Annotated in this window: 11 protein-coding genes and 2 rRNA genes (1 of these 13 cut by a window edge); 10 read left to right on the forward strand and 3 right to left on the reverse strand. The window is 66.8% G+C overall.

What is annotated here, in order from left to right; translation table 11 throughout:
- The 9 genes from ACNNMR_RS25465 to ACNNMR_RS25505 form a co-directional block, all read left to right on the forward strand.
- A 23S ribosomal RNA gene (locus ACNNMR_RS25465) occupies nucleotides 1–2,901 on the forward strand; it begins 222 nt to the left of the window's first position.
- Between the two features lie 90 nt (nucleotides 2,902–2,991).
- Nucleotides 2,992–3,108 (forward strand): 5S ribosomal RNA (rrf, locus tag ACNNMR_RS25470).
- Between the two features lie 100 nt (nucleotides 3,109–3,208).
- A complete protein-coding gene (locus ACNNMR_RS25475; RefSeq protein WP_419997001.1) occupies nucleotides 3,209–4,402 on the forward strand; it encodes an MFS transporter in 1,194 nt (397 codons plus the stop codon).
- Nucleotides 4,371–5,546, forward strand: a complete 1,176-nt coding sequence (locus tag ACNNMR_RS25480; RefSeq protein WP_419997002.1) for an acetoin utilization protein AcuC — start codon at nucleotides 4,371–4,373, stop codon at nucleotides 5,544–5,546. Before ACNNMR_RS25475 ends, ACNNMR_RS25480 begins: the two co-directional genes overlap by 32 nt.
- Nucleotides 5,547–5,659: 113 nt before the next feature.
- Complete coding sequence (locus tag ACNNMR_RS25485) at nucleotides 5,660–6,487, forward strand: phosphatase (RefSeq protein ID WP_420000465.1); 828 nt, start codon at nucleotides 5,660–5,662, stop codon at nucleotides 6,485–6,487.
- A gap of 128 nt (nucleotides 6,488–6,615) precedes the next feature.
- Nucleotides 6,616–6,828, forward strand: coding sequence for a helix-turn-helix domain-containing protein (locus ACNNMR_RS25490; protein WP_165241271.1), 213 nt, complete (start codon nucleotides 6,616–6,618; stop codon nucleotides 6,826–6,828).
- 174 nt (nucleotides 6,829–7,002) lie between these two features.
- Complete coding sequence (locus ACNNMR_RS25495) at nucleotides 7,003–7,101, forward strand: 30S ribosomal protein bS22 (protein ID WP_003948845.1); 99 nt, start codon at nucleotides 7,003–7,005, stop codon at nucleotides 7,099–7,101.
- A gap of 145 nt (nucleotides 7,102–7,246) precedes the next feature.
- A complete protein-coding gene (locus tag ACNNMR_RS25500) occupies nucleotides 7,247–8,299 on the forward strand; it encodes an NAD-dependent epimerase/dehydratase family protein (protein WP_419997003.1) in 1,053 nt (350 codons plus the stop codon).
- Entirely contained in the window at nucleotides 8,292–9,386 is a 1,095-nt protein-coding gene (locus ACNNMR_RS25505) for a lysophospholipid acyltransferase family protein (RefSeq protein ID WP_419997004.1), read from the forward strand. The genes ACNNMR_RS25500 and ACNNMR_RS25505 overlap by 8 nt, the downstream gene beginning before the upstream one ends.
- An 18-nt stretch (nucleotides 9,387–9,404) precedes the next feature.
- Here the strand turns inward: ACNNMR_RS25505 and ACNNMR_RS25510 are convergent, their stop codons facing one another.
- The 3 genes from ACNNMR_RS25510 to ACNNMR_RS25520 form a co-directional block, all read right to left on the reverse strand.
- Entirely contained in the window at nucleotides 9,405–10,589 is a 1,185-nt protein-coding gene (locus ACNNMR_RS25510) for a DUF5667 domain-containing protein (RefSeq protein WP_419997005.1), read from the reverse strand.
- Between the two features lie 211 nt (nucleotides 10,590–10,800).
- Nucleotides 10,801–11,598: an ECF subfamily RNA polymerase sigma factor, BldN family gene (locus tag ACNNMR_RS25515; RefSeq protein WP_419997006.1), complete on the reverse strand. Its 798-nt coding sequence runs from the start codon at nucleotides 11,596–11,598 to the stop codon at nucleotides 10,801–10,803.
- Nucleotides 11,599–11,915: 317 nt separating this feature from the next.
- On the reverse strand, nucleotides 11,916–12,887 hold the full coding sequence (locus ACNNMR_RS25520; RefSeq protein WP_419997007.1) for an HAD family hydrolase: 972 nt from the start codon (nucleotides 12,885–12,887) through the stop codon (nucleotides 11,916–11,918).
- 83 nt (nucleotides 12,888–12,970) lie between these two features.
- On the opposite strand from ACNNMR_RS25520, the gene ACNNMR_RS25525 reads away from it, so the two are divergent.
- The gene (locus ACNNMR_RS25525) at nucleotides 12,971–13,246 is read left to right on the forward strand and encodes a glutaredoxin family protein (RefSeq protein ID WP_419997008.1); all 276 of its coding nucleotides are present in this window, start codon (nucleotides 12,971–12,973) and stop codon (nucleotides 13,244–13,246) included.
- The last annotated feature ends 172 nt before the right edge of the window (nucleotides 13,247–13,418 follow it).

Genomic DNA, 13,418 nt, shown 5'->3' on the forward strand with positions numbered 1-13,418 from the left:
GAAAACAACCGTGATTCCGGGAGTAGTGGCGAGCGAAACTGGATGAGGCCAAACCGTATGCGTGTGATACCCGGCAGGGGTTGCGTGTGCGGGGTTGTGGGATCTCTTGTTCATGGTCTGCCGGCCATGAGGCGAGTCAGAAACCGTTGATGTAGGCGAAGGGCATGCGAAAGGCCCGGCGTAGAGGGTAAGACCCCCGTAGCTGAAACGTCAGCGGCTCGTTTGAGAGACACCCAAGTAGCACGGGGCCCGAGAAATCCCGTGTGAATCTGGCGGGACCACCCGCTAAGCCTAAATATTCCCTGGTGACCGATAGCGGATAGTACCGTGAGGGAATGGTGAAAAGTACCGCGGGAGCGGAGTGAAAGAGTACCTGAAACCGTGTGCCTACAAGCCGTGGGAGCGTCGCTGCAGTCCTTCGGGACTGTAGTCGTGACTGCGTGCCTTTTGAAGAATGAGCCTGCGAGTTTGCGGTGTGTTGCGAGGTTAACCCGGGTGGGGTAGCCGTAGCGAAAGCGAGTCCGATAAGGGCGATGGAGTAGCACGCTCAAGACCCGAAGCGTAGTGATCTAGCCATGGGCAGGCTGAAGCGGAGGTAAGACTTCGTGGAGGGCCGAACCCACCAGGGTTGAAAACCTGGGGGATGACCTGTGGTTAGGGGTGAAAGGCCAATCAAACTACGTGATAGCTGGTTCTCCCCGAAATGCATTTAGGTGCAGCGTCACATGTTTCTTGCCGGAGGTAGAGCACTGGATAGGCGATGGGCCTTACCGGGTTACTGACCTTAGCCAAACTCCGAATGCCGGTAAGTGAAGTGTGGCAGTGAGACTGCGGGGGATAAGCTCCGTGGTCGAGAGGGAAACAGCCCAGAGCATCGACTAAGGCCCCTAAGCGTACGCTAAGTGGGAAAGGATGTGGAGTCGCAGAGACAACCAGGAGGTTGGCTTAGAAGCAGCCATCCTTGAAAGAGTGCGTAATAGCTCACTGGTCAAGTGATTCCGCGCCGACAATGTAGCGGGGCTCAAGCGTACCGCCGAAGTCGTGTCAATGCAGCAAGAGCCCTAACGGGTGCTGTGTTGGGTAGGGGAGCGTCGTGTGCCGGGTGAAGCCGCCGTGTAAACGAGTGGTGGATGGTTCACGAGTGAGAATGCAGGCATGAGTAGCGATTCACACGTGAGAAACGTGTGCGCCGATTGACTAAGGGTTCCTGGGTCAAGCTGATCTGCCCAGGGTAAGTCGGGACCTAAGGCGAGGCCGACAGGCGTAGTCGATGGATAACCGGTTGATATTCCGGTACCCGCTGTGTGGCGACAAACATCGAGCCCATTAATGCTAAGGCCGTGAAGCCGCCGTTGATCCCTTCGGGGTGATTCGGAGTGGTGGAGCCGCTGAACCAAGGTGGTAGTAGGTGAGTGATGGGGTGACGCAGGAAGGTAGTCCAGCCCGGGCGGTGGTTGTCCCGGGGTAAGGGTGTAGCCCGAGCAATAGGTAAATCCGTTGCTTGTGGGGTGAGACCTGATGCCGAGCCGATTGTGGTGAAGTGGATGATCCTATGCTGTCGAGAAAAGCCTCTAGCGATGTTGCATGGCGGCCCGTACCCTAAACCGACTCAGGTGGTCAGGTAGAGTATACCGAGGCGTTCGGGTGAACTATGGTTAAGGAACTCGGCAAAATGCCCCCGTAACTTCGGGAGAAGGGGGGCCACACCTGGTGACGACATTTACTGTCCGAGCTGGGGGTGGCCGCAGAGACCAGCGAGAAGCGACTGTTTACTAAAAACACAGGTCCGTGCGAAGCCGTAAGGCGATGTATACGGACTGACGCCTGCCCGGTGCTGGAACGTTAAGGGGACCGGTTAGCGTGGTTTCGATCATGCGAAGCTGAGAACTTAAGCGCCAGTAAACGGCGGTGGTAACTATAACCATCCTAAGGTAGCGAAATTCCTTGTCGGGTAAGTTCCGACCTGCACGAATGGCGTAACGACTTCTCGACTGTCTCAACCATAGGCCCGGTGAAATTGCACTACGAGTAAAGATGCTCGTTTCGCGCAGCAGGACGGAAAGACCCCGGGACCTTTACTATAGCTTGATATTGGTGTTCGGTTCGGCTTGTGTAGGATAGGTGGGAGACTTTGAAACTCATACGCCAGTATGGGTGGAGTCGTCGTTGAAATACCACTCTGGTCGTGCTGGATGTCTAACCTCGGTCCGTGATCCGGATCAGGGACAGTGTCTGGTGGGTAGTTTAACTGGGGCGGTTGCCTCCCAAAGAGTAACGGAGGCGCCCAAAGGTTCCCTCAGCCTGGTTGGTAATCAGGTGGTGAGTGTAAGTGCACAAGGGAGCTTGACTGTGAGACTGACGGGTCGAGCAGGGACGAAAGTCGGGACTAGTGATCCGGCGGTGGCTTGTGGAAGCGCCGTCGCTCAACGGATAAAAGGTACCCCGGGGATAACAGGCTGATCTTCCCCAAGAGTCCATATCGACGGGATGGTTTGGCACCTCGATGTCGGCTCGTCGCATCCTGGGGCTGGAGTCGGTCCCAAGGGTTGGGCTGTTCGCCCATTAAAGCGGCACGCGAGCTGGGTTTAGAACGTCGTGAGACAGTTCGGTCCCTATCCGCTGTGCGCGTAGGAGTCTTGAGAAGGGCTGTCCCTAGTACGAGAGGACCGGGACGGACGGACCTCTGGTGTGCCAGTTGTTCTGCCAAGGGCATGGCTGGTTGGCTACGTTCGGAAAGGATAACCGCTGAAAGCATCTAAGCGGGAAGCCTGCTTCGAGATGAGGACTCCCACCCCCATGAGGGGTTAAGGCTCCCAGTAGACGACTGGGTTGATAGGCCAGATATGGAAGCCCTGTAAGGGGTGGAGTTGACTGGTACTAATAGGCCGAGGACTTGTCCATAGCTGCTCGCGTCCACTGTCTGGTTTCTGAGACAACAACCGTCTCGCAGCACCCCAGGTCGGGTGCTCCGGTTTGTGTGTTTCATAGTGTTTCGGTGGTCATAGCGTTAGGGAAACGCCCGGTTACATTCCGAACCCGGAAGCTAAGCCTTTCCGCGCCGATGGTACTGCACAGGGGACTGTGTGGGAGAGTAGGTCGCCGCCGAACAATCTTTGTAAGAAGGCCCCCGCCAACTGGCGGGGGCCTTCTTGCGTTTCAGGACGCCGCAGGGCTACTCACAGGTAGGCATTGGCCCTAAGCTCCCGCCATGATCGATGCTCAGCTGCGGCAGGCGCGGGGTGCGCTCGGGCTCAGCTTCTTTGTGCAGGGGGCCGTGTTCGCCCTGCTGGTGACCCGTATCCCCGCGATCCAGGACCGCTACGGCATCAGCGACGGCGCGCTGCCCATCTTCCTTGCTGCTGTGCCGATTCTGGCCGGCGTAGGCAGCGTCGCGGCCGAGCACCTCGTCAAGCGGGTCCGGCCGTCCGTCGTGCTGCGCTGGGTGCAGCCGGTGGTGTGCCTGACGCTGGCCGGGGTCGGCCTGGGGGACCAGGTGTGGCAGGCCGCCGTTGCCCTCGCTGCCTTCGGGCTCGCGGTCGGGGCGCTGGACGCGTCCATGAACATGCTTGGCGTCAGCCTGCAGCGGGCGTATGGGCGCAGCATCATGCTCGGGTTCCATGCGGCGTACAGTCTCGGCGGCATCACCGGGGCGTCGCTGGCTTGGGTGGGAGCGCACTGGGACATATCCCTGGCCCTGCTGTACGGCTGCGTTGTGGTGGTGCTGGCGCCGGCGGCGTTCTACGGGAGCCGCTACTACCGGGACGCGCAGTCGGAGCGTGCGGAGGAGGCCGCCCCGGAAGGCGGCTCCCGCGCCTATCGCGCGCTGCTGCCCCTCTGCATGGTGATGGCCTTCGCGTACATCGGCGACGCCACCGTCTCCAACTGGAGCGCCAAGTACCTCGACGACGTCCTGCACTCCTCCGAGGAGCTCGCCACCGTCCCGTACAACGTCTACATGGTCACCACCCTCCTCGGCCGCGCCCTCGGCGACCGCGGTGTCGCGCGCTGGGGTGGGGCCGCCGTGGTGCGGGCCGGGACGGTGCTGGCCGGTGTGGGCTTCGCCGTCGTCGCGGTGGCGCCCGGGGCGTGGACGGGGATGGCGGGGTTCACGCTGCTCGGGTTCGGGCTGTGCGTGATCGTGCCGCAGACGTTCGCTGCCGCCGGGCGGCTCTTCCCCGGGTCGGACACCGCTATCGCGCGGCTCAATATCTTCAATTACGTGGGCTTCCTCGTCGGGGCGCCGCTGGTCGGCGGGATCGGGGAGGCGTGGTCGTACCGCGGGGCGATGCTCATCCCCATGGCGATGGTGCTGGCGACGCTGTTCTATGCCAGGTCGTACGGGACCGCTCCCGCTCGATACGGTGGCGGGCATGACCGTGCGCGCGCAGCTGATGTGGGATGAGGCCGTCACCGCTTACGACTTCGGGCCCGAGCATCCGATGGATCCGGTGCGGCTGGCGCTGACGATGCGGCTGGTCGAGGCCTTCGGGGTGGACAAGGCGCCGGGGGTGGATGTGGTCGCGGCGCCGCCGGCGGGGGATTCGACGCTGCGGCTGGTGCACCGGCAGGACTACATCGATGCGGTACGGGCCGCCTCGGCCGATCCGTCCGCCGCTGATGTGTCGTACGGGATCGGGACCATCGATGATCCCGCCTTTGCCGGGATGCATGAGGCTTCGGCGCTGATCGCCGGGCAGTCGGTGGCGGCGGCGGAGGCGCTGTGGCGTGGGGATGCCGAGCATGCGGTGAACTTCGCGGGCGGGCTGCATCATGCGATGCCTGGGGGTGCGTCCGGGTTCTGTATCTACAACGATGCGGCGCTGGCGATTGCGCGGCTGCTTGAGCTGGGTGCGGAGCGGGTGGCGTATGTGGATGTCGATGTGCATCACGGGGATGGGGTGCAGGCGGCGTTCTGGGATGACCCGCGGGTGCTGACGATCTCGCTGCATGAGCATCCGCGGACGCTGTTTCCGCAGACCGGGTGGGCGGAGGAGACGGGGGCCGCGGCCGCGGAGGGCAGCGCGGTCAATGTGGCGCTGCCGGCGGGGACCGGGGATGCGGGGTGGCTGCGGGCGTTCCATGCGGTGGTGCCGCCGCTGGTGGGCGCCTTCCGGCCGCAGGTGCTGGTGACGCAGCACGGGGCGGATACGCATGTGGAGGATCCGCTGGCGCATCTGGCGCTGTCGGTGGACGCGCAGCGGGCTGCTGCGCAGGGCCTGCATGATCTGGCGCAGGAGCATGCCGGTGGGCGGTGGCTGGCGCTGGGGGGTGGCGGCTACGCGGTGGTGGATGTGGTGCCGCGGGCGTGGACGCATCTGTCGGCGATCGCTGCCGGGGTGCCGATTCCGGCGGAGGCTGAGGTGCCTGAGGAGTGGCGGGCCGAGGTTTATCGCCGTACGGGGGTGGCTGGGCCGCGGCGGATGACGGATGGGTGCGATGCGTCCTTCCCGGACTGGGAGGACGGGTACGACCCGGGGTCGGCGGTGGATCAGGCGATTCGGGCGGTGCGGCGTGGGGTGTTCCCGGCGCACGGTTTGCTGCCCTGAGGGGCTGTTCCCGCCCGTTGCTGTGTGCCGTAGGTCCAACGGGCGGGCGGGTGGGTGAAAAAGAGTGAAACGTGCCGCACCGCGCTGCCCAAGCCGCCACCATTGCCCCCGTGTTGACCACCACAACGGCTGCCGCCGACGAGCTCCGGGTCCACCTGCTCGCGCACAGCATCGCCGGGACCGTAGCCACCACCCGCGAGGGTGCATTGCGGCGGTATCACCTCTTCGCCGCCCGCGATCCGCGCGCGCTCCTCGGGCTTGAGCCCGAACGGGACTGGACCGTGCGGGACTTGCTGCTCCTCATGGCGCACCGCACCGGGACCAGCCCGGACCCCGGGCACATCTCCGGACCCGTCGAGATCGACCCGGATCTGACCATCGCGGCCCTGGACGCCTTCGCAGATCGGCTCAAACTGGCCGCCGAGCGCGGTGAAAGCGTGCTCATCGGCACCGGGCATCCCGCAGGACTCCTTGGTTTCTACGCCGCCTTGGCTGCCGGGCTCTCGGCGGCGGGGTGCGATGTCCTCACCCCAGGGGATGGCAGAGATGTCGACATAACGACCCGGTTCGGCGTACGCACATACAACCTTCGCTACGCCAGCGGCGTCGCGCAGGTGCACGAAAACGGCGTGCATGGGGATGGGTGTCGTACCGGCGTGCATACGCACTCCCCCCTTCCTGTCCGGGCCGCGCTGGCCGCCGCGGCCGGCGGGGCAACTGCCCTGCCGGAGCTGGTGGTCGGGGATCACGGGTGGGTCTGTGGTGCAGGTCAGCTGGGTTTTGAGGCCATTGGCCTGGCAGATGCCGACGATCCCGCGCCGTTCGTCGGGCAGGCAGAGGGGCGGGTGTCCGTAGTCGTTCCGCTTGATGACGCTGTGCGGTCCGACTGCTACAGGGCGTTGACGCGCTATGTACTCAATCGAGCGTGTCTGTCACAGTAGCCATCCGATCGCAACTCCTCTTCCCCACTTGCACCACCCGCACCTACTCTGGGAAAGAGCGCGCATGCGAACAGGAGTCACCGGAGGGGAAGCCGGTGTCCGTCATGTGCGGAAGGTTCAGGTGTGTCATGGCTGCAAATGCAGAGAGGCCTCTGTCCGAGGTCCAGTTCCTCACGGTGGCGGAAGTAGCCGCTGTGATGCGAGTGTCCAAGATGACCGTCTACCGGCTGGTGCACAGCGGGCATCTGCCGGCGATCCGGGTGGGCAGGTCCTTCCGGGTGCCGGAGAACGCGGTGCACGAGTACCTTCGCGAGTCATATGTGGGGGTGGAGTCGGCCTGACGGCCAGGAGTCGTTCAAGATCGACCGTAAAATCAGCACAGCGATCAAGATCGACAGAGCCCGGTGGCCCTCCCTCGATTACGGGCTAGGCCGCATGGCGGGTAGGCTGGGCCGACGTAGGTCGTGTGGGCCCTGCCCCGCGCCATGAAGCAAATCAAGTGAGCGAGGGTAGTAGTGGGCTCTGTCATCAAGAAGCGCCGCAAGCGGATGGCTAAGAAGAAGCACCGCAAGCTGCTGAAGCGCACGCGCGTGCAGCGCCGCAACAAGAAGTAACCGGCCGCAAGGCCGCGCGCACAACCGCCGCCCCAGCACCTTCAGGGTGCCCTGGGGCGGCGGTGTGCGTTCAGGTACGGACACCTCCGGGCAACATCGCACCGCTAACCTGGGAGGCCCCGGCGCAGGAAGGCAGGCGGATCCAGTGGGCAAGGTGGTGCTCGTCACAGGCGTGGCCCGCCGGCTGGGCGGCCGCCTGGTCCGCCGCATCCAGCGTGAGCCGGGCGTCGAGCGGGTGCTTGCCGTCGACACCCTGGAGCCGGATCATGATCTCGGCGACGCCGAGTTCGTACGGGCCGACATCCGCCACCCCACCGTCGGCCGGGTGCTGATCGAGAACGCCGTCGACACCGTCGTGCACATGGACGTCACCGGCACCCCGCTGGGCCCGCGCGCCAGCCGCGCCGCCCTGAAGGAAACGAACGTCATAGGCACGATGCAGCTCCTCGGCGCCTGCCAGAAGGCGCCCACCGTGCAGCGGCTCGTGGTGAAGTCCTCCACCAATGTCTACGGCTCCGCGCCCCGCGACCCCGCCGTCTTCACCGAGCAGACCGTGCCGCGGCGGCTGCCCTCCGGCGGCTTCGCGAAGGACACCGTCGAGGTCGAGGGGTATGTGCGCGGCTTCGCCCGGCGCCGCCCCGATGTCGCGGTCGCGGTGCTGCGGTTCGCGAACATCCTCGGTCCCGGCGCCGACACCCCGCTCGCCGAGTACTTCGCGCTTCCCGTGCTGCCGACCGTCCTCGGGTACGACCCGCGGCTGCAGTTCGTGCACGAGCAGGACGTGATCGACGTGCTGCTGGTGGCTGCCGGAGAGGCCCGTAAGGGACATCTCAACAGCGGCACCTTCAACATCGCCGGGGACGGCGTCCTGCTGCTCTCGCAGTGCGCCCGCCGCCTCGGCCGCCCCACCGCGCCCACCCTGCTGCCCGCGGTCACCTGGATTGGCTCGGCGCTGCGCTCGGTGGGCATGACGGACTTCGCGCCGGAGCAGATCCGGCTGCTCACCCACGGGCGGGTGGTGGACACCCGGCAGATGCGCGAGGTGCTGGGCTTCGCGCCCCGGTACACGACCACCGAGGCCTTCTGCGACTTCGCCGGCAGCCTCGGCCCCGGCCTGCTGCCGCCGGAGGCGGTGGGGCGGGCCGTGGACGCGGTGGCCGCCCGTATAGGTATCAGCAAGGAGCGCACCCATGGCTGACGCGAAGGTCATACCCTTCGACGACGACCGCGCCAGGACGTCCTCAAGCGGGGGACAGCGCCGCCGCAGCCCCCGCAAGCGGCCCGGCGGGCCCGGTGCCGCGCAGACGGCCGCGGAGAGCCCGCTGAGTGCCGTACGGGAGCCGTCCGACGTGCAGGATGCCGAGGAGGCCGAGATGCCCCAGGAGGCCGCTCAGGACGGGCCGGGCGAGACTATGGGCCCCGGCCTGCTCGACCGGCTCCTCGGCGGCGACTGGGACCGCAAGGCGGCGCACGGGCTGAGCTTTCTGCGGCGGCGGCTGACCGGTGACTATGAGGTGGATGAGTTCGGGTACGACGGTGAGCTCACCGATCAGGTGCTGATGCCGCTGTTCCGGCCGCTGTACGAGAAGTACTTCCGGGTCGAGGTCAAGGGCATCGAGAACATCCCGGACACCGGCGGCGCCCTGGTGGTGTGCAATCACTCCGGCACCCTGCCGTGGGACGGGCTGATGCTGCAGGTCGCCGTGCACGACCATCACCCGGCGGACCGCACGCTGCGGCTGCTCGGCGCCGACCTGGTCTTCAAGCTGCCGGTGATCAATGAGCTGGCCCGCAAGGGCGGCCACACCCTGGCCTGCGCCGAGGACGCCCAGCGGCTGCTGTCGCGCGGCGAGGTGACGGGCGTGATGCCGGAGGGCTTCAAGGGGCTCGGGAAGCCCTTCTCCGAGCGCTACAAGCTGCAGCGCTTCGGCCGCGGCGGCTTTGTCTCGACCGCGCTGAAGGCGAAGGCGCCGATCGTGCCCTGCTCGATCGTGGGCGCCGAGGAGATATACCCGATGATCGGGAACGCCAAGACGGTGGCGCGGCTGCTGGGCTTCCCGTACTTCCCGGTGACCCCGACCTTCCCCTGGCTGGGGCCGCTCGGGGCCGTGCCGCTGCCGACGAAGTGGACGATCCAGTTCGGCGAGCCGATTCCTACGGACGGCTATCCGCCGGAGGCGGCCGAGGACCCGATGCTGATGTTCAACCTGACCGATCAGGTGCGGGAGACCATCCAGCACACGCTGTACAAGCTGCTGGTGCAGCGCAGGTCCGTCTTCTTCTGAGCAGCCGCCTCCGCCGACTTACTCCTCGTCGTCCTCGGCGTCCAGCCCCAGGCCCGGCAGGCCGGGGAGCAGCGGCGGGATGGTGACGTCCGCGTCGGGTGACTTGCCACTGTCCGGCGGGGGCGTGCTGGAGCCGCTGCTCTTGCCGCCCTCGCTCGGCTTGGTGTCGATGAGGCCGCCGTCGCCGATGAGGCCGCCGTCCTTGCCGTCGCTCGCGTCGTCCGAGGGCTGCTTCTTGTCGTCCTTGCCGGCCTCGCCGTCGGACGAGGAGCTGGACGACGGGGACGGGTCAGGGCTGCCGGAGTCGCGGCCCGGGTCGGTGCCGGTGGAGCGGCCGCGGTCGGCGGAGTCCTCGTCCGGGGGGAGCAGGGAGCTCAGCGGGCCCAGCTCATCGTCTATGGCGTCGAAGACGTCGTCGACCTCCTGGCCGACATCGTCGAGCTGCACGGGCAGCTGCTGGCGCAGCTGGTCCCAGCCGGCGCGATGCGACTTGGAGAAGGCGGAGAGGGACTGGATGGGGCCGGCGCTGCGGTCCTTCTCGTACGCATCATGGAGCAGCCGGTGGCCCTCGCCGGCGTCATGGCGGACGCCCTGCAGGGTCTTGCGGACCTCGGAGACCGACTCCTCGTCGAGGTCGCCGGCGCGCTGCCGCTCCATGAGGCGGCGGGCCTCATTCAGGCGGGTGGCGGCATTGTCGAGATAGAGGCGGCCGCGCTCGCCGTCGCCGTCGGCGAGGGTGAGCTTGACGTCCTCCATGCCGCGCTTGAGGCCATAGAGCGTGTCGCCGGGGAGGGCGTCGGAGCTGGCCGCGGCGACGCCGCTGAACGATCCTGCGGCCACCCCGACGCCGAGGCCGCCGATGGCGACCCCGCGGGACCACTTCGACTGCGGCCTGAGCTTGGAGAGCGGGCTGGTGTCCGCGCGGTGCGCGCCGCGGCGGCGCTGCTCGGGGACGGCCTGGCCGCCCGAGCCGCCGCCCGCGAACTGCTGCTCCATGGCGGCGATCAGCTGCGCCCGCTGGACGGCCTTGACCTCGGGGTCCATCGACGGCGCGGGCAGCGCCGCGATGCCGCCGGCGACGGCCAGCAGCCGCGCCTGCTCGGGGTCGTCGATCTCGACGTCCTCCGGGACGCCTTCGAGAACGGCGGTATCCAGGGCCTGGGCGAAGGCGTTGGCCCGCTTCGCCGATACGGATCCGATCACGGACTGCACCTCCTCTCGACTCGGGGTCTCAGGCGTTGGACTCCCTTGACCCGCCCAGAGGTTGTGCGCAAATCAGAGGTCGGGTGGAAGTCCTGCACTCCACTCAACGACAGCTCGGGCAATAGGGTTACGCACTGCCGATAATCGCACCGTAGGGGCGGTGCGATCAGGTCGGCGGCTATCGGTGCGGCTGGCAAGACGGGTGTGCCTCTCAGCGGGCGTCGTCAGGGAGGAGCCGGGCCAGGGTACGCACGGCGCGGTACTGCAGGGTCTTGATCGCTCCCTCGTTCTTCCCCATCACACGGGCCGTCTCGGCTACGGAGAGGCCCTGGAGGAATCGGAGCGTAACGCACTCCTGCTGCTGTGGGTTGAGCTTTCTGACCGTCTCCAGCAGGGCGGTGTTGGAGAGCGACTCGAGGACGGAGTCCTCGGGGGAGCGCTCCGTCTCGCTGGAGTCGAGCATCTCGCCGGTGGTGACCTCCAGCCGGAAGCGGGAGGACTTGAAGTGGTCGGCGACGAGATTGCGGGCGATCGTCACCAGCCAGGCGCCGAAGTCGCGGCCCTGCCAGGTGAAGGTGCCGATGCGGCGCAGGGCGCGCAGGAAGGTCTCGGAGGTGAGGTCCTCGGCGGTGGCGCGGCCGCCGACGCGGTAATAGATGTACCGGTAGACCGTGTCCGAGTACTGGTCGTAGAGCGAGCCGAAGGCCTCGGCCTCGCCCGACTGGGCGCGCTCGACCAGGTCCATCATGCGGCGGCTGTCGCTGTCCGCGGGGCGGGCGCCCCTGGCGGAGCCGCGGCGGCTGCCGACGGCGGCGCCGCTGTCGGCGAGGGCGTAGGCGGTGGCGGCTGAGGGGCCGGTGGCCGGGTGGCCGGCCAGGACCAGCGCGGGGCCGGCCGGCCAGGGTGTGGCGCCGGTGCCGCTCCTGTTCTCAAACATGCGCAGCTGCTCGCGCACTTGTGCGCGCAGCGTAGCCAGGCCTGAGGCGTCAACCCCGACGTGTGAGGACACGGGACTCCCAGAGGCAGAGCTTCCATCACGTTCAGTGCGGGACCGTTCACCCGTCGTTGTGACGTGTGGGACCGGTTACGCGTCTGAGGAGAATAACGCTTCGTACAGGCCGCGCTACACCCAGTTGCTCAATTCACCGGTTCCGTTCGGTCCGTAACCTATTGACGACCCATCAAGTATCCGGGTGATGGGTGATTCTGATCGGTAAGTGACACGAACTGCCTGGTTCCCGGGCGTGTTGTGGCTGACCGCTGCCGGTGTGACTGGCGAGCGCCCTGTGTGGGTAAGAGGGAGAGATTGCCTGCGATCAGGTGGGGTTAGCGCCGGCGGCGGTGCAGCGCCGCCGCGGCGGCCGCGCCGCCCGCGACGGCGCCGACGCCCGCGGCGGCCGGGATGCCGACCTTCGCCGCCTTACGGCCCGTGCGGTAGTCGCGCAGCCGCCAGCCGTGTTCCCGGGCGTGCTTCTTCAGCCGGGCGTCCGGGTTGATCGCGTACGGGTGGCCGACCAGGGACAGCATCGGGATGTCGTTGGCCGAGTCGCTGTACGCCGCGCAGCGCGCCAGATCCAGGCCCTCGGCGGTGGCCAGGGCCCGTACCGCCTCCGCCTTCGCCGGGCCGTGCAGCGGCTCGCCGGTGAGGCGGCCCGTATAGACGCCGCCGACGGACTCGGCGACGGTGCCGAGGGCGCCGGTCAGGCCGAGGCGGCGGGCGATGATGGTGGCGGTCTCCACGGGGGCCGCGGTGACCAGCCAGACCTTCTGGCCCGCGTCCAGGTGCGCCTGGGCGAGGGCCTGGGTGCCGGGCCAGATGCGGTCGGCCATGTACTCGTCGTAGATCTCCTCGCCCATCTCCATGAGGTCGGAGACGCGGTGGCCCTGGATGATCGACAGCGCGGAGGACTGGACGTCCTGCATGTGCTCGGGGTTCTCCGAGCCGGCGAGGCGGAAGTACGCCTGCTGCCAGGCGAAGCGGGCGAGGTCGCGGGAGGTGAAGAACTTCCGCTTATAGAGGCCGCGGCCGAAGTGGTAGAGCGCGGCGCCCTGCATGATCGTGTTGTCGAGGTCGAAGAAGGCGGCGGCGCGGGTGTCGCCCGGGACCGGGAACTCCGGCTCCTGCTCCTCTTCGCCGGCTTCCTCGGCCTGTTCCGCACCCTTTTCCTGGAGAGCCTCGTCAGGCGCTTCCTCGAGCTTGCGGGCGGCCTCCGCGGCAGCCTCGCCCGCCAGCACGCTGCGCGCGGTCGCGTAGCGCCTGCGGAACCTCGGGATGGTGAGCCATCGGATAGCGGCCATGGCGCGAGCATAACGGTGCGAGGCGGACAAGCTGGTGTCGGGCAGGTTAAGGGGGTTGTGCCCGGACGCCGCACAATGGGGACATGAGTCCCCTTCCATGGCGTAGGTCCTCCCGCCGGTCTCCGGCCGAGCGCACGGTGACCCTGGTCGGCAAGCCGGGGTGTCATCTCTGCGACGAGGCCCGCGAGGTGATCAAGAAGGTGTGTGCCGAGACCGGTGCCTCTTGGGATGAGAGGGACATCACTGCGGATGAGCAGTTGTACAGCGCCTACTGGGAGCAGATCCCCGTGGTGCTCATCGATGGTGAGCAGCACACCTTCTGGCGGGTCGATCCGGATCGGCTGCGCCGGGCGCTGTAGAGCGGCGCTGTAGAAATCTGGTTTACGATCGGGGGCGTTTTGTGTCGGAACGCGGGGTGCGAGCAGGTGAGGTGAGGGTGAGTGCTGCGACGCGTGACCCCCGTCACTTTGCTCGGACAAAACAGACACCGTCTTTGTGCACGCGTTCACAAAGGCATAGCCTGCTTTCAAT

The organism is Streptomyces boninensis (assembly GCF_048572725.1).
Lineage (GTDB): Bacteria > Actinomycetota > Actinomycetes > Streptomycetales > Streptomycetaceae > Streptomyces > Streptomyces boninensis.